This window comes from Halomonas sp. TA22, from assembly GCF_013009075.1.
GTDB lineage: Bacteria > Pseudomonadota > Gammaproteobacteria > Pseudomonadales > Halomonadaceae > TA22.
In genome coordinates, this window is sequence record NZ_CP053108.1 from 3,517,470 (window position 1) to 3,532,943 (window position 15,474).

A 15,474-nucleotide genomic window follows, 5' to 3' on the forward strand; every position below is an offset into this window, starting at 1 on the left:
GCCCTTAGCCCGGCGCCGTGATCAGTTGATCGGCTTACGACGTCGGTCGCCGTTTCAGGCTGGTGCGGCGCTCATGCAGAGTAATCGCCAGCCCGCTGGCGATGATCACGGCGGTGCCGAGGTAGACCCACAGGTCCGGTACCTCACCCCAGAACCACCACCCCAGCACGACCGCCCATAGCATGCCGGTATAATCGAAGGGGGCCACCAGCGCGGCTGGCGCCTGACGAAAGGCCAGGGTGATGCAGGCCATCGCACCGATGCCGAAAATGCTGGCACCGACAAACCCCAGCCAGTGCAGTGCGTCTGGAGTGCGCCACACCATGGGCAACAGCATGCCCGTGACCAGCAGGGGCACCAGCGTGACGTAGAAGACCATCGCCCACAGGTACTCCCGCACGCCATAGCGGCGCGCGGTGATCAACAGCAGGGCATAAAAGAGCGCGGCGGCGACCACCACCAGCGCGCCTGGCTGAAAACCGCCGGTGCCGGGACGCACCACCATCAACACCCCGATGAAACCGACCAGGGCGGCAAGCATCGGCAGGCGCTCGACACGTTCATCAAGCAGGGGCACAGAAAGCAGCGTGACGAACAGCGGGGCGGCGAAGGCAATGGCGGTGGTCTGGGCCAACGGCAGCAGGGTCAGCCCGAACACAAAACACAGCATGGTACCGGTGGCCAGCAGACCGCGGATCAGGTGCACGCCGGGTCGGCGCGTCGAGAGTTTGCGCAGGCCACCACTGAAGTGCGCGATCAAAGCAATCAAAGGCAGCGATATCAGCGCACGGAAGAAGATGATCTGAATCGGCGAGTGTACATCGCCCAACCATTTGGAGATGGCGTCTCCCACCGACAGGCAGAACACCGCCACGCACATCCATGCAATGCCCTGCAACGTCGGCGCCATGCATCATCCTTTGGGGCGACCAGCAATGGAACCCAGCCGGCAGCCCGGCCGCGTACTGTCCGGAAGGAGCCCTACCTGACCACCAGGCAATCCATTCCTTGCTGCTGGAGGCGATTGCAAGCGTTGCGTGCCTGGTTCTCTTCGAGATCGACAAGCCGGGCGCGGAACATCTTGTTTCCGCTGCTCGAACCGACCTCAGTGACCGCGACCCGCGCAGGAGCTTGATCTTGGTGAAGATAGTTCATGGCGCGATCGGCCAGTACGCGCGCCTGATCGGCATCCTGGAAAGCGCCGATCTGTACCGCCCAGTCGCCGCCCTCCAGTGTCGAGTGGGAGAGCAGCGCCAGGATCGGATCGTCAGGCGAATTGTAGGGCGTATTCGGGCTCTGGGTGGAAGGCGTCGAGACGACTGACGGCGCCGATGCACGCGGCGTGGCATCCAGGGCCAGATGCAGGTTGATCGGTTCGGCACCCGGTAGGGTCTGGACATTGGTTTCGGCAAGCGCCGGCTCCGGCTGGGCTTCGGCCTCATCCAGCGACGCGACCAGCTCATCGAGCTGCTGGGAGACATTGGTCTGCGCGACCCAGTCGTTCTGATCCTGCAGGGAGGCGCGCATGAAGCCCCGGTCGAGCAGCGTCATCATGTGGTCGTCCCGGGACTGGGCGGTAAAGCCGCCCATGACCACCGCCACCACACGCCTGCCATCACGCACCGCGGAGGTCGCCACGTTGAAGCCAGAAGCACGGATAAAGCCGGTCTTGAGGCCATCGGCACCCGGATAGTTGCGCAGCAGTCGGTTATGGCCGTTGATGGTCTGCCCGCGCCAGGTGAAGTTGGAGTTGGCGAAGTAGTGGTAATACTGAGGATAGTCGTTCATCAGCTGCATGGAGAGGGTCGCCAGATCACGCGCCGTGGAGGTCTGCAGCGGATCCGGCAGGCCGTTGGCGTTGCGAAAAAAGGTCTTCTGCATGCCCATGCTGCGCGCCTTGGCCGTCATCAACTCGGCGAACTGGCTCTCGGTACCGCCCAGCGCTTCGGCGATCACCACCGAGACATCATTGGCGGAACGGATGATCAGGGCGGGAATGGCATCTCTCACGGCGATTCTCTCGCCCGCGCGCACGCCCAGCTTGGAGGGCTGCATGGAGGCTGCATAGGCCGAGACGGGAAGCTCCTGATCGAGCCGTAGGCGCCCCTGCTCGATCGCCTCGAAGACCAGATAAAGCGTCATCATCTTGGTCAGCGATGCCGGGTAGCGTGTCTCGTCGGCGTTGGCGGAGTGCAGTACCTCACCGGTACCGGCATCAAGCACGATCGCGGCATAGCGCGGGTTGGCCTGGGCCTGGGCAGCGATACCCACGACCAGCAACATCATAAAAACGATCACACCAAGCACTTCAAGGCAGCGTGTTCTTATTGTCTTATGCACGTAGAGCACCATTCTTCATTCTTCTCGTATCCCCTGCAGCAGCCTTATCTTGGCGGCGCACCTTGACAGAATTTATTCCTTATAGCTAGCACCTGTCCAGACTATGTCGTACCGATTCGTAGGTCGATTCTCTACCGAAGGTAAATCCGCACGCAGGGCGATTTTTCTCCTCGACCAAAAGCGTAAAAAGGCTATTGAAGCTCGAGCGTGACGCGATAGCGAAAGGTCTGATCCTGGCAGCGCAACTCGGAGACGCAGGCAAACGGGGTCATGACGTGCAGATACCAGGTGCCGGTGTCGAGCGGGGTCTCGAGCCGGAAGTTACGGTAGCTTCCGCTCTCCCAATCACGAGCCACCTCGTTACCCGCTTCGTCCAGCAAGCGTGCATTGGGAGAGATGAAGCCACCATCGGCGGGGAAAGTATGGCTCTCGAGCACCACGCTTGCAGGTGCCTCGAGGGTGAAGCGGAAGTAGCGCGAGCCAGGCGACATCACCTCGATGGATTGTCCAGGCGCGAGCGGAACGGCGCGAACCTCATGAACGGGGCCGCTGGCACAGCCAGTCACGACCAGAGCGAGCGCAAGCGCAGTGAGAAAGTGACGAAACATGCGGTAGCCTCCCGGCGGGTACTACTGCAGCATAGCGCCCACCGGGGGCAAGAGGCGACCCTGTTCAGCTAAGAGAGTTAGTCAGCAGCGGCCGCGATACTGTCGCGGTATCCGGGATGGCGGCAAGCGCGTCTTTGAGGCTGGAATGCTTGAAGAATCTTGTCAGTCCCATCACGGCGGCAGCTCAAGTGTTCTATTTATCGGGTCGGCAGGGCGCGACATCTGGAGGCCATTATTGTACAAAATTGCGCAAATATGACATTACTGTATAAATAATCGCGATTCTCGTTCAACTTGTGCACAGCAAACGTAGCATCATGCGGACGGGAGGCTAGCGGGTGGCAGGTGCCACGCGGGAGGCGGGCAACCACACGACGGCCCGCAGCCCTCCGCCATCGCTTGCCTCGAGCGAGAGGCGGCCCCCATAAAGGTCCATGAGGTCGGTCACGATAGCCAGGCCCAACCCGGAGCCGGAGCGCCGCTGGTCGAGGCGTACGCCCCGCGCCAGTGCCGCGTCGCGCTGTTCGATGCTCATACCGGGGCCATCATCCTCGATGCACAGCTCTACCCCACCCCTCTCGTTTCCAGCGCGAAGCACCACCCGCGACGATGCCCAGCGCAGGGCGTTCTCCAGCAGGTTGCCGAACAGCTCCTGCAGATCCTGAGGATCGATGTGTACATAGAGCGTCGGGGGAAGGTCATGTGACAACTCGATCCCGCGCCGTGCCGCCAATCGCTTGAGCCCCGCGAGCACCGGGCCGACCACTTCGGCGAGGCGTACCCGGCCGGTGAAGATGGCACCCCCGGCAGCTGAAGCGCGGGCGAGATGATGGCGCACCGCGTCGTCGATACGCGCAAGCTCCGCCTGGATCTGATGGCGCGAGGCCTCGGGATAGTGCTCGGAGAGCGTCTGCAGCACGCTGACCGGCGTCTTGAGCGCATGGGCGAGATTGCCCGCGGCGTGACGCCCGCGCTCGATCAGCCGCCGGTCGCGCTCGAGCACGCCATTCATCGCCCCGGCCAGGCTCGCCAATTCGCCGGGCAGCCGGGTATCAAGCCGCTCGGCGTCGCCACGCTCCACTTCCCGCAGGTTGGCATGCATGCGACGCAGCGGTGCCAGTCCCCAACGCACCTGGGCGGCAAGTCCCGCCAGCAGCAAGCCAGCCAGCGCCAGCAGCGAAAGTGTAATCAACCGCTCGAAGCGATCCACCTCGGCATCCAGCTCCTGGCGAGACGCCGCCATGCTGACGTGCAGCACCTCATCGAGCCCCGCCAGGCGAATGTCGCGCTCGACGATCCGCACCGGCAAGCCGCGCGGACCCAGGGAGTCGCGGATATCGATGCCCGATACGTGGCTCACCGGCAGACGCTGATCCCACAACGAGCGTGACGTGAGAGCAAGCTCACCCCCGTCGGTGATCTGCCAGTACCAGCCGGAGAAGACCCGTTCGAAGCGCGCATCTCCCAGCGAGCGAGCCTGCCCCAGACGCCCCTCGACGGCATCGTAGTCGACGCCGGTGAGCACCACGTTGAGCAGCGAGGTGAGTCGCTCGTCGTAGGCGGCGGTGACCGCCGCGCGGAAGTTGTAGGCCAGTCCGACCCCAGCCAGCGGCAGGACGATCACCACGAGCAACAGCGAGGCACCGAGCAGCCGTACGCCAATCGGCGCATGGGTCAAGCGCTCGGTACAGTGGCGACGAAAGCGCCTCAGCGACGCACGCAGGCGCGTCATGTCGAGGCGGCCTCGACCAGACGATACCCTTGGCCACGCAGCGTCTCGATGCGCTGGCTGCCGAGCTTGCGCCGCAGCCGGCTGATCTGCACGTCGATGACGTTGGAGTCGGGTTCGTGATCGCGATCGTAGACGTGTTCGGCAAGTTCGCTGCGACTGACGATGCGCGGTGCGGCATGGATCAGGTAGGCCAGCAGCCGCGACTCCTGAGCGGTCAACGTCACTGGCCGGCCAGCAAGCGTCACGCTGCCACTATGAGTATCGAAGGTCAGCTCGCCGACCTTGAGCAGCGGATGGGCGTGGCCGTGGCTACGGCGGACCAAAGCACGTAGCCGGAACAGCACCTCGGCACTCTCGAAGGGCTTGGTGACATAGTCGTCGGCCCCTGCAGAGAAGCCCGCCGCCTTGTCCGACCAGCGCTCTCGGGCGGTCAGCACCAGCACCGGCAGATCGATGCCGTCGTCACGCCATGCCGCCAGCCAGCGGGTGCCATCGCCATCGGGCAGGCCGAGATCGAGGATCACCGCATCGTAGCGCTCGGTACGTACCAGAAAATCCGCCTCGGTCCCGGTAGCGGCATGCTCGAGCAACAGCCCGGCATCGGCCAGGGATACCGTCAGGGCATCGGCCAGCGCGCGATCATCCTCTACCAGCAATACCTTCATCGGCGCCTCATTGCGTTGACGTTTACCCCCTCGATGCCGATCAGTTCGCCACTCACCGCATCGAATTCGAACTCCACGATCTGCCCCTGGGGACCGATCATCTCGACTTCATAGACCAGTATGCCATCCTCGCGCTCCAGCTCGACCTCGAGCACTCGCCCCTCGTAGTGCGCCTCCAGCCAATCAAGGATCACCGGCAGCGCGACGATGCGTCCCGCTCTCACCTCGCCATGCAGGTCGCGCCAGTGCTCATCGGCTGCTAGCGGAGCGGCGAACAGCGTCAGCACGCCAGCATGGCATACCAGGAAGGCTGCCAGCAGCAGAGGGCGAAGCCCAGCGATCTGGCCGCGAAGCGCGAGAAAAAAGCGTGAGGGAGTCATCAGCCAAGGGTGTCACGACACAGATGAATGAAAGATGAACGGCACTGTCAGGCCCGTGCAAGATCGTACCTGCTATAACGTGACGAACCCGCAAGCGAAACGATATCCACGTCAAAGGAGAGATCATGATGACACTCAAGCGACTGCTGATCGCCCCCACCGCCGCCCTCGCACTTGCCGCAGGCGGCCTTGTCCATGCCGATGAGCGTATCGCGCTCGATCAGCTCGACACCATCATCGAGCACGCCAGCGCCTTCGGTTTCACCCATTATGAGGAGATCGAGGCCAAGAGCGGCGACAGCGTCGAGATCGAGGGGTGGCTCGATGACGAGTGGCATGCCGACGTGCGCCTCTCGTTGCGTGACGGCCAGACCCTCGAGGAGGAGCGCAAGCGCCTGGTGAGCGGCGCCTGGGGGATGAGCGAGGAGGACCTGCGGCTCGCCTTCCGCCTCGCCGCCGACGAGGGCATGCAGGCGTTCGAAGAGATCGAGATCAAGCAGACCGGCGTCATCGAGATCGAGGGCTTTGATGCCTCCGGGCGCGAGCTCGAGATCACCCTGCGCCAGGGCAGCGACACGGTGTCACGGGTCGAGCGCGATTGAGCGACGACTGATGAAGATGAACGAAAGATGAACGACTCGCTCAGCTTGCCGACAGGTGAGCCTGCGTAGAAAGGTAACTGCCGGCCGGACGCCGGCGACCGATACCCGGTTCGATAGCAATATCAAGGAGCATCGACATGAAGCGACTCACACTATTGGCAGTTCCCCTGGCATTCGCCGGTTTCTCCAGCCTGGCACTGGCCAACGACACGGTGACACTGGATGAGCTCAACACCCTGCTCGACAGCGCCGACCAGCATTTCAGTCACTATGACGACATCGAAGTCGACGATTCGCGTCTGGAGATCGAGGGCTGGCGCGAGGACGGCACCAAGCTCGAGATGGACCTGCAACTCGCCGACGGCAGCGTGAGCAAGGAGGAGGAAGGGCGCAGCGGTGACATTCCCGACTGGAGTCTAAGTGGCGATGAGGTGCGTCAGGCGCTGGAAGTGGCCCAGCAGGAGGGCCTGCAGCGCTTCAAGGAATTCGACGCCGACGATGACGGCCATGTCGATATCGAAGGCTACGACGATCAGGATCGTGAAATCGAGATTCGCCTCAACAGCAGCGACTTCTCGGTGATCGACGTCGAGCGCGACTGATCCGTGACGCAGTAAGCGTTAGCGAGAGACACGCGGCCAGGGCAGATGCCCTGGCCGCTTGCGCTGCCCGCTTGCTGTCACCGTCTTCCTCTCCTAGGGTGAGAGTGACCTGACGATTCATTACCGTGACACTCCTCCCGCCACAGGCTAGCGACTGCTGACCTAGTGGCGCAGCGCATGCCCAAGGAGACGATGGCGGCAACCGTTCGCCATCATGGGGGCAGGAGACCCGAGAACAAGGAACCGGCATAATGGAATATTCCGAGTACTCCCCCGACGAGACGATCATCGTCAATGTCATCCTGAACGGTGAAGCGGCCACGCTTAAGGTCGCTCCCAACGCGATCCTGCTCGATGTGCTGCGCGAGCAGCTTCATCTGGGTGGCACCAAGAAGGGCTGCGATCATGGCCAGTGCGGCGCCTGCACGGTGCACGTCGATGGCAAGCCCATCAACGCCTGCCTGCGCCTGGCGGCAATGTGCGAAGGACAGCACATCACCACCATCGAAGGGCTGGCCCGGGACGGCGCGATGCATCCGGTACAGCAGGCCTTTCTCGATCACGATGCATTCCAGTGCGGCTACTGTACGCCGGGTCAGATCATGACCGCCGTGGCACTGCTCGATGATCCGCATGTGGCCAGCGACGACGCCTCGGTACGCGAGGCGATGAGCGGCAATATCTGCCGCTGCGGGGCCTACCGCAATATTCTCGCAGCGGTGCAGGATGCCCGCGTGCGTCAAGGGAAGGGAGCGTCATGAAAACCTTCGCCTTTGCCCATGCCGATAGCGTCGAAGGCGCCGTCAGTGCCCATCAGAGCGATGTCAGCGGCGTCTTCGTGGCTGGCGGCACCACCCTGCTCGACCTGGTCAAGCTCGACGTGATGCGTCCGGGGCGCATCGTCGATATCAATTCGTTGCCACTCAAGCGTGTGGAGCGGCTGAACGATGGCCGCCTGCGCATCGGCGCGCTCGTCACCAACAGTGCGCTTGCCTATCACCCCGAGGTGACCCAACACTACCCGCTGCTCTCCCAGGCGACGCTTGCCGGAGCCTCGACGCAGCTGCGCAACATGGCCACCACTGCCGGCAATATCATGCAGCGCACCCGTTGTCCCTACTTCCGCGATGTCAGCGCAGCCTGCAACAAACGCGCCCCCGGTACCGGCTGCGACGCCATGCATGGCCACAACCGCCTGCATGCCGTACTAGGCGGCAGCGAAGCCTGCGTGGCCACCCACCCCTCAGACATGTGCGTGGCCCTGGCGGCGATCGGCGCGACCCTGACGCTGAGCGGCCCGGACGGCGAGCGCGAGGTCGCCTTCGCCGACTTCCACCGCCTGCCCGGCGATACGCCACATCGCGAGCACGAACTCGAGTCCGGCGAACTGATCACCGCGATCACGCTGGATGCGCCTCTCGTTCCGCAAGGTGCGGTCTATCTCAAGCTGCGCGACCGCTCATCCTACGAGTTCGCCCTGGCCTCGGCCGGGGTCATGCTGTCGCTGGATGGCGAGATGATCGGCGAGGCGAGAGTGGCGCTCGGCGGCGTCGCCACCAAGCCTTGGCGTTGCCATGAGGCCGAGGCCATGCTCGAGGGCCAGCCCGCCAAGCCGGAGACCTTCGCCAAGGCTGCGGAGGTGGCGCTTGCCGATGCGCAGCCGCTCTCCCATAACGCCTTCAAGATACCGCTGGCACGCCAGGCGATCGTACGCGGCCTGCGTGATGCTGCGCGCAGTGCCAAGGAGGGCCAGGCATGAACGACATGACCCAACCCAGCGTGATCGGCCGCGGCACGCCGCGTATCGATGGCGAATACAAGCTGACCGGCCGCGCCGGCTATACCGGTGAGCTGCATGCCGAAGGCATGCTCTACGGCTATCCCGTGCCGGCGACCATCGCCAATGGCGTCATCGTGTCGCTGGAGACCCAGGCGGCAGAGGCCATGCCTGGCGTGGTGGGCATCCTGCATTACGGCAATTTCCCGCAGCTCTATCGCTCGCCCAACAGCATGGGCCACGGCGACAAGGTCGGTGAGGTGCGCCTGCCATTCGAGGATGAACGCATCTACTATCACGGCCAGTACGTGGCGCTGGTCGTCGCCGAGAGCTTCGAGCAGGCGCGCGCTGCCGCCTATCGCGTCTTCGCCCACTATCGTAAGGATCCGGGCGCGCTGCCCAGCCTGCTAAAGGGGGATGAGGAAGGCGAGCCCCTCGATGCCGCCACCTATTCGCGGGGCGAACCGCAGTCCGCCTTCGAGGCGGCAGCGGTGAAACTCGATGCGACCTACCGCATCGAAGCCGAAAGCCATCTGCAGATGGAGATGCACGCCACCCTCGCCGAGTGGCGAGAGAGCGGCCGACGCCTGATCGTGCATGAATCGACCCAGGGCGTGGCCTACCAGCGCAATGCCCTGGCCCGCATCTTCGATCTCCCCCAGGAGAGCCTCGAGGTGATCTCGCACTACATCGGCTCGGGATTCGGCAACAAGCTGTTCATGTGGCCCCACGCGGTGGCCACGGCGGCGGCGGCACGGGAGTTCAAGCGGCCGGTCAAGGTGGTGCTGCCGCGCCAGCAGGACATGATGAGCGCGGGTCACCGCCCGGCATCGCGTCAGCGTCTACGCCTGAGTGCTGAGCGAAACGGCCGGCTCACCTCGATCCGGCATGACAGCGTCACCGAAACCTCGCTGGTCGATCAGTATGTCGACGACTGCAGCGGGGCCACGCCCAGCTTCTACGCCTGTGACAACGTCGCCACCTGCCATCGCCTGCTGGCGGTCAACCATGGCACGCCCTGCCCGATGCGAGCGCCGGGTGAAGTCTCGGGCATCTTCGCACTCGAGTCGGCCATGGATGAACTGGCGATTAAGCTGGAGATGGATCCGCTGGAACTGCGCAGGCGCAACTACGCCGAGTCCGATGGCAAGAAGGGCCTGCCCTGGTCGAGCAAGCATCTCGACAAGTGTCTGGAGAGTGCCGCCGAGCGCTTCGGCTGGGCCACACGTGATCGAGCTATCGGCGCGATGCGCGAAGGCGACGAGATCATCGGCTACGGCATGGCCTGCGCGACCTGGTCGGCCAGTCGACAGCCCTGCGCCGCACGGGCCGAGCTGCGCGCCGATGGTAGCCTGTTGATCGCCTGCGGCACCCAGGATATCGGCACCGGCACCTATACCATCGTCGCCCAGACCGCCGCCGAGCTGACCGGTGTCGCCCTAGAGAGGATCGAGGTCAAGCTCGGCGAATCGAGCCTGCCCGCCGGTCCGCTCTCGGGCGGCTCGATGGCCACCGCCACCACGCTTCCGGCGATTGCAAGCGCGGTGCGCGATGCACTCTCGGCGCTCAAGGAGGTCGCCACCGGTACAGGGGGCGCCTTCGAGGGAGAGGATCCCGAGTCGATCGAGGCCGAGGAGGGAGCACTGGTCATGGCAGACAAACGCGTCAGTTTTGGCGATATCCTCGCCGCGCACCGCCTGTCGAGCGTCAATGGCGAGGGCCAGGCCGCGCCGGGGGCGGAGCAGCAGGAGTTCAGCTTCCGCTCGTTCGGCGCGCACTTCGTCGAGGTGCGCTGGGACCCCGGCATTTCACGGCTACGCGTCGCCCGGGTGGTAAGCAGCATCGATGTGGGGCGCGCGATCAACCCCTCGGCGGCACGCAACCAGGTCGAGGGAGCGATCGTGATGGGTATCGGCATGGGTCTGTTCGAACGCCTCGACTACGATCCCCGCGATGCCCGGCTCGTCAACGCCAACGTCGCCGACTATCTGGTGCCGGTTCACGCCGATGCACCCGATATCGATGTCGAGCTGCTCGACTATCCCGACTTCCTCTTCAATGAGTTCGGCGCCCGCGGCATCGGCGAGATTGGCCTGACCGGCATCGCCCCGGCGATTGCCAATGCCGTTCGTCACGCCACCGGCAAGCGCATCCGCGACTTGCCGATCAGTATCGAGAAGCTGATGGAGTAGCCTGCACACCGCTGCACACCGCCAGGCGGCGGTGTGCAGGCGGTCAGACCGTGCGTGAGAAGCGACCCTGCTGCGTCGTATGAGCCAGATAGGCATCGAAGGCCATGGCCACGCTGCGCATCATCAGCCGCCCCGCCGGATGCAGCACCACCGCCTCATCGGTCACGCTCACCAGGTCGTCGGCAATGGGCTCTTCAAGGGCCGCCAGGGCATCGGCGAAGTAGTCGTCGAATTCGATCCTGTAGCGACGCTCGATAGTGCCAATGCCCACCCGCCCATGACACATCAACTGATGAATCACGTCACGGCGCAGGCAGTCGTCGTCATGCAGGCTGTAGCCGCGCTGTACCGGGAGTTGCAGCTCATCGAGCTTGGCGTAGTACTCCGATAGCGTCTTGACGTTTTGGCTGTAGCTGTCGCCCACCTTGCCGATCGCCGATACGCCAAGCCCGATCAAGTCGCAGTCGGCATGGGTCGAATAGCCTTGGAAGTTGCGCTGCAGCGTACCATTGTCGCGCGCCAATACCAGTTCATCGTCGGGCAGTGCGAAGTGATCCATGCCGATATAGACATAACCCGCAGCCTGCAGGCGATTGACGGTCAGCTCGAGCAGCTCGAGCTTGCGCTCCGGCGGTGGCATGTCCTCGGGGCGAATCAGCCGCTGGGCACGGAAGGTGTCGGGCAGGTGCGCATAGCTGTAGGCGGCGATACGGTCCGGTCGCAGCGCGACGATCTTGTCCAGCGTGGCGGAGAAGCTCTCCACGGTCTGCAGCGGCAAGCCGTAGATCAGATCGACGCTCACCGACTTGAAGCCCGCCTCGCGGGCAGCCTCGACCAGCGCGACCGTCTCTTCCTCGCTCTGGATGCGATTGACGGCCTGCTGCACCTCGGCATCGAAATCCTGCACTCCCAGGCTCAGGCGGTTGAAACCCAGCGCATACAACTCATGAATCTGCGCAGGCGATACGGTACGCGGGTCGACTTCCAGCGAAAATTCACGCGCCTCGCCATGCTCCATGTTGAACGCCTTGTCCAGCGCTGCCATCAGCTCGGCGAGCTGGGCCTGGCTCAGGTAGGTAGGCGTGCCTCCGCCCAGGTGCAACTGGGTCAGCTTGCGATCGTGATCGAAGAGCGCGGCCTGCAAGGTGATCTCGCGCTTGAGATAGCGCAGATACTCCTCCGCCTTGTCGTTCTTCTGCGTGATGATCTTGTTGCAGGCGCAGTAGTAGCAAAGGCTCTTGCAGAACGGGATGTGAATGTAGACGGACAGCGGCTTGGGCAGCAGGTCGCCGTTGCTCTGCTGAACCGCATCGCGATAGTCGTCCAGCGCGAAGGCGCTATGAAACCGCGGTGCAGTGGGATAGGAGGTGTAACGCGGCCCCGGACGATCATATTTCTCGACCAGCGCCCGGTTGAATGACAGCTCATCGTGATTCATGACTGGCTCCGGGAAGGAAAGTTGCCCGCCACCTCTCCATGGCGGCATGAGGGCATGATACTGCCAGGCACCGAAGGCCTTATGACCTGAGTCAAGCAGTGCAGCGTTTGCTTCGAACAAGCGCGTTTGCCAGCCAGGGCGGCAAGGCTACGGTGAAGAAGCGGCTAACTGGCCGCTCGTTTCACAAAAAATACTTCACCATGTGACGGCAGGGCGATGCCTCGACCATGCCTAACCGCCCAGCACCGAACTTCTCACCCAGCTGGTCAACACCTCCGAAAACGCCACCAAGAAGCGCCACGAGCTGCTCGCCAAGATCGAAAAGGCGCTACAGGTTCATACCCAGATCAAGAGGAGATCTCATATCGACCTTTGAAAAAAACCGGTCATGAGCGCCGGTTTTTTAACGCAACGAGCAGCTAAATAAAAAGAAGCAGGGACCAAAGGTCCCTGCTTCTCTAGGCAACTAACTCAGAGAATGAGATTAGTTGTCGTTATCGCGCTCATATTCCGGCGCGTTTTCGAGCTCCTCGGAGCTGATATCGGTGCGGATGACATAATCATCGCCGAACCAGCCGGTTCCCATGGCATCGTCATTGTCCGCATCACGGCGTACATCTAGCGAATCCCACGAGATCGCCACATCACGATCGCCCATGCCTAGGAAACCGCCTACACCCACGATTACGGCCTGGATCTGACCATCTTCATCAATGATGAGGTCATTGACAGTGCCGAAGTCGTCATCGTCATTCTGGCCCTGAACGTTGGTACCGATCAGCTGGTCGGCATAGAACGCATTGTCAGGACGGCTTGACATGAAGTTGTCACCGTTCTGACCAACATTGGCGGTTTGATTGGCGGCGTTTGCGTCTTGCTCCCCAGCCACTACTGAACCCGCACCGAACATCACGGCGGGAACCAGCATTGTGCCAAGTGTCATGGAAATTGATTTTTTCATGGGTTTCTCCTTTCGGTTATCCGACAACCCTGTTCAGTTGCATACCAAGTAACTTTGATGCTGCTAATGCTGAAAACATGGGATCTTCGTAAAAATCCATGAAGCACTTACCAAGCTAGTCGAATCATTAACTTCCGTCAAATATGCTCAGGCGTACATGCGTTACCCGGATAAAACCTCATTGGCAGCGTCGAACTCAATCCGAATATGGCTTTTTTTAACATCTCACCCAAGGAGAATATGGGGCGAAACGTGGAACCGAATCTCGATATGTTTTCCTTGAACAGGGTCCGCCCCGGAGAGGATTGGTATAGTAAGTCGACTAAACATTCGCATCGCTAGTCATGGCAATTGATGATGCTCGCGCTGTAGTTGTAGAAAGGGAGAGAATGGTGCCTTCACGACAGATAATTCTGCTCTTGGCCTTGGCGGGATTTGCCAGCATGGCATCGATGCGGGTGACCGATGCCATGATGCCGGCCCTGGCCGGCGTATTCGAACGGCCCGTGGCGGACGTGGCGCAGAACATTACCGTCTTCGCCATCGCCTACGGCGTGATGCAACTCTGTTACGGCCCCTTGGGCGACCGATTCGGCACACTGCGCGTGGTGGCTCTGGCGACACTTGCCTGCGCCCTGGGCGCACTGGGATCGGCGCTCTCCGGCTCACTCTCGACACTGCTGCTGTTTCGTACCCTGAGCGGTGCTACCGCTGCCGCCATCATCCCGCTATCGATGGCCTGGGTGGGCGATAACGTGCCCTATGCCCAGCGCCAGGTGACGCTTGTTCACATGCTCTCAGGCTCGGTACTGGGCCTGATCAGCGGTCAGATCCTGGGTGGTCTGCTTGCGGAGACCCTGGGCTGGCGCAGCGCCTTCATGCTGCTGACGCTACTGTTCCTGTGTGCCGGCGGCTGGCTGCTGGTCACCCTGCACCGCCAGCCGGCACTCGCCATGGCTCAGGCAAGTCCAGGCAAGATCGCCTTTTTGTCGCGGCTGCGCAGTATTCTGGCCATCTCACGGGCCAGGCGCATCCTGACACTGGTCTTTCTCGAGGGCATTGCCGCCTTCGGTGCACTAGCCTTCGTGGCGACACATCTCCATGATCGGCTCGGCCTATCGCTGACCCTGGCCGGCTTCGTCGTGGCCCTGTTCGGTGCTGGCGGCCTGGTCTTTGCTGCCCTGGCCAAACCGTTGGTCAAGGGTCTGGGCGAGACGGGCCTTGCGGCCTGGGGCGGTATGCTGATGGGTCTGGGCTTCTGCCTGCAAGCCCTGGCGATGCATCTTGGGCTGGCCATGGCCGGCGCCTTCTGTGCAGGGCTGGGCTTCTACATGATGCACAGTACCCTGCAGCTCAACGCCACACAGATGGCACCTGCCGCACGCGGCACGGGGATGGCGGTATTTGCCGGCTGCCTGTTTCTTGGCCAGTCGGTGGGTGTCGTGCTTGGCAGTGCAATATTGCGCCTGACCGGCAGCGTCTGGGTGCTCGTTGGCGCCGGCGTGTGGCTGGCGATAGTGGGTGGAATCTTTGCCCGCCAGCTCCGCCATTGGCAGACTAACCGAGGCGAGTAGACGCGGCCGCTTCCGGCGGACTAGTCTGATGACCAGACATCGCTACTGCTCAATCTAGGGAGGTAAGGGAATCATGGAACGATACAAGACGCTACTGCTTGCCACCCTGACCCTGTCGGCCACCTTGATGACGAGTGCCTTTGCCGAGGAGCCGGCAAGCCCCATCGACGAGGCCGAATCGGGGTTGACCACAGAAACGACTGAGCCGCCCACTATCGACACTGGCACGGCGGGGACCACGAGTGGCGTTACCGGCGCGGATATGGATCAGGAGGATGAAACCACTGGCGGTGGCCAGTCCCAGGGGGATGCCATGTTCCAGACCCCGGCCTCCCAATCGGATGCTGGTCCTGCCTACGAGACCCAATCGCCGGAGCGCGAAGAGGCACTGCTTCCCGACGAACCGCTGGGAGCCGACGATAGCGGACGCCGGGAGGATGGCGAGCCGCAGGCCAGCACCAATGACTCACCGGACGGCAGTGACGACTAGGCGCCTTTCGTAACGCATTACAAAACATAACGCCCGCGTTGGGTCGACAGGGCCAGGAGTCGCTACGCTTAACCTAACAATCCTGTTTTGTTAGTGTTTGGCGACAGAACAGC

The 15,474-nt window shown here is 62.6% G+C and carries 15 protein-coding genes; 7 read left to right on the forward strand and 8 right to left on the reverse strand.

Translation table 11 applies throughout. The features are described from left to right. Positions 1 to 34: 34 nt before the first annotated feature. The 6 genes from HJD22_RS16680 to HJD22_RS16705 form a co-directional block, all read right to left on the reverse strand. Positions 35 to 910, reverse strand: coding sequence for a DMT family transporter (locus tag HJD22_RS16680; RefSeq protein ID WP_208653581.1), 876 nt, complete (start codon positions 908 to 910; stop codon positions 35 to 37). 71 nt (positions 911 to 981) lie between these two features. Next, positions 982 to 2,286: a D-alanyl-D-alanine carboxypeptidase gene (locus HJD22_RS16685; protein ID WP_254280824.1), complete on the reverse strand. Its 1,305-nt coding sequence runs from the start codon at positions 2,284 to 2,286 to the stop codon at positions 982 to 984. Positions 2,287 to 2,531: 245 nt separating this feature from the next. Further along, positions 2,532 to 2,948 (reverse strand): PPC domain-containing protein, encoded by a 417-nt coding sequence (locus HJD22_RS16690; RefSeq protein ID WP_208653579.1) that lies wholly within the window; start codon positions 2,946 to 2,948, stop codon positions 2,532 to 2,534. 331 nt (positions 2,949 to 3,279) lie between these two features. After that, complete coding sequence (locus HJD22_RS16695) at positions 3,280 to 4,680, reverse strand: HAMP domain-containing sensor histidine kinase (RefSeq protein ID WP_208653578.1); 1,401 nt, start codon at positions 4,678 to 4,680, stop codon at positions 3,280 to 3,282. Beyond that, the gene (locus HJD22_RS16700; RefSeq protein WP_208653577.1) at positions 4,677 to 5,345 is read right to left on the reverse strand and encodes a response regulator transcription factor; all 669 of its coding nucleotides are present in this window, start codon (positions 5,343 to 5,345) and stop codon (positions 4,677 to 4,679) included. Before HJD22_RS16700 ends, HJD22_RS16695 begins: the two co-directional genes overlap by 4 nt. Next, positions 5,342 to 5,725, reverse strand: a complete 384-nt coding sequence (locus HJD22_RS16705) for a PepSY domain-containing protein (protein ID WP_208653576.1) — start codon at positions 5,723 to 5,725, stop codon at positions 5,342 to 5,344. The genes HJD22_RS16700 and HJD22_RS16705 overlap by 4 nt, the downstream gene beginning before the upstream one ends. Before the next feature lie 125 nt (positions 5,726 to 5,850). Here HJD22_RS16705 and HJD22_RS16710 point away from each other — a divergent pair, with 125 nt between their 5' ends. From HJD22_RS16710 to HJD22_RS16730, 5 genes are all read left to right on the forward strand, one after another. After that, positions 5,851 to 6,327 (forward strand): PepSY domain-containing protein, encoded by a 477-nt coding sequence (locus HJD22_RS16710; protein ID WP_208653575.1) that lies wholly within the window; start codon positions 5,851 to 5,853, stop codon positions 6,325 to 6,327. Positions 6,328 to 6,464: 137 nt separating this feature from the next. Then, positions 6,465 to 6,929 carry a PepSY domain-containing protein gene (locus HJD22_RS16715; protein ID WP_208653574.1) on the forward strand — a complete coding sequence of 155 codons (465 nt, stop codon included), beginning with the start codon at positions 6,465 to 6,467 and terminating at the stop codon, positions 6,927 to 6,929. 287 nt (positions 6,930 to 7,216) lie between these two features. After that, a complete protein-coding gene (locus HJD22_RS16720; protein WP_340163053.1) occupies positions 7,217 to 7,690 on the forward strand; it encodes a 2Fe-2S iron-sulfur cluster-binding protein in 474 nt (157 codons plus the stop codon). Further along, positions 7,687 to 8,688 (forward strand): xanthine dehydrogenase family protein subunit M, encoded by a 1,002-nt coding sequence (locus tag HJD22_RS16725; protein ID WP_208653572.1) that lies wholly within the window; start codon positions 7,687 to 7,689, stop codon positions 8,686 to 8,688. Before HJD22_RS16720 ends, HJD22_RS16725 begins: the two co-directional genes overlap by 4 nt. Next, the gene (locus HJD22_RS16730) at positions 8,685 to 10,898 is read left to right on the forward strand and encodes a xanthine dehydrogenase family protein molybdopterin-binding subunit (protein WP_208653571.1); all 2,214 of its coding nucleotides are present in this window, start codon (positions 8,685 to 8,687) and stop codon (positions 10,896 to 10,898) included. Before HJD22_RS16725 ends, HJD22_RS16730 begins: the two co-directional genes overlap by 4 nt. Positions 10,899 to 10,941: 43 nt before the next feature. On the opposite strand, the gene hemN is transcribed toward HJD22_RS16730, so the two are convergent. Both hemN and HJD22_RS16740 read right to left on the reverse strand, forming a co-directional pair. Continuing rightward, complete coding sequence (hemN, locus tag HJD22_RS16735) at positions 10,942 to 12,336, reverse strand: oxygen-independent coproporphyrinogen III oxidase (protein ID WP_208653570.1); 1,395 nt, start codon at positions 12,334 to 12,336, stop codon at positions 10,942 to 10,944. A gap of 484 nt (positions 12,337 to 12,820) precedes the next feature. Then, positions 12,821 to 13,297, reverse strand: coding sequence for a PRC-barrel domain-containing protein (locus HJD22_RS16740; protein ID WP_208653569.1), 477 nt, complete (start codon positions 13,295 to 13,297; stop codon positions 12,821 to 12,823). Between the two features lie 389 nt (positions 13,298 to 13,686). Between HJD22_RS16740 and HJD22_RS16745 the strand changes: the two genes are divergently transcribed. Then, the gene (locus HJD22_RS16745) at positions 13,687 to 14,871 is read left to right on the forward strand and encodes an MFS transporter (RefSeq protein ID WP_208653568.1); all 1,185 of its coding nucleotides are present in this window, start codon (positions 13,687 to 13,689) and stop codon (positions 14,869 to 14,871) included. A gap of 73 nt (positions 14,872 to 14,944) precedes the next feature. Then, positions 14,945 to 15,361, forward strand: coding sequence for a hypothetical protein (locus tag HJD22_RS16750; RefSeq protein ID WP_248730303.1), 417 nt, complete (start codon positions 14,945 to 14,947; stop codon positions 15,359 to 15,361). Positions 15,362 to 15,474 lie beyond the last annotated feature (113 nt).

Coding starts and splice junctions, on each gene's coding strand:
- HJD22_RS16680 (WP_208653581.1), bottom strand. CDS start 910: ATGGCGCCGACGTTGCAGGGCATTGCATGGATGTGCGTGGCGGTGTTC.
- HJD22_RS16685 (WP_254280824.1), bottom strand. CDS start 2,286: ATGATGTTGCTGGTCGTGGGTATCGCTGCCCAGGCCCAGGCCAACCCG.
- HJD22_RS16690 (WP_208653579.1), bottom strand. CDS start 2,948: ATGTTTCGTCACTTTCTCACTGCGCTTGCGCTCGCTCTGGTCGTGACT.
- HJD22_RS16695 (WP_208653578.1), bottom strand. CDS start 4,680: ATGACGCGCCTGCGTGCGTCGCTGAGGCGCTTTCGTCGCCACTGTACC.
- HJD22_RS16700 (WP_208653577.1), bottom strand. CDS start 5,345: ATGAAGGTATTGCTGGTAGAGGATGATCGCGCGCTGGCCGATGCCCTG.
- HJD22_RS16705 (WP_208653576.1), bottom strand. CDS start 5,725: ATGACTCCCTCACGCTTTTTTCTCGCGCTTCGCGGCCAGATCGCTGGG.
- HJD22_RS16710 (WP_208653575.1), top strand. CDS start 5,851: ATGATGACACTCAAGCGACTGCTGATCGCCCCCACCGCCGCCCTCGCA.
- HJD22_RS16715 (WP_208653574.1), top strand. CDS start 6,465: ATGAAGCGACTCACACTATTGGCAGTTCCCCTGGCATTCGCCGGTTTC.
- HJD22_RS16725 (WP_208653572.1), top strand. CDS start 7,687: ATGAAAACCTTCGCCTTTGCCCATGCCGATAGCGTCGAAGGCGCCGTC.
- HJD22_RS16730 (WP_208653571.1), top strand. CDS start 8,685: ATGAACGACATGACCCAACCCAGCGTGATCGGCCGCGGCACGCCGCGT.
- hemN (WP_208653570.1), bottom strand. CDS start 12,336: ATGAATCACGATGAGCTGTCATTCAACCGGGCGCTGGTCGAGAAATAT.
- HJD22_RS16740 (WP_208653569.1), bottom strand. CDS start 13,297: ATGAAAAAATCAATTTCCATGACACTTGGCACAATGCTGGTTCCCGCC.
- HJD22_RS16745 (WP_208653568.1), top strand. CDS start 13,687: ATGGTGCCTTCACGACAGATAATTCTGCTCTTGGCCTTGGCGGGATTT.
- HJD22_RS16750 (WP_248730303.1), top strand. CDS start 14,945: ATGGAACGATACAAGACGCTACTGCTTGCCACCCTGACCCTGTCGGCC.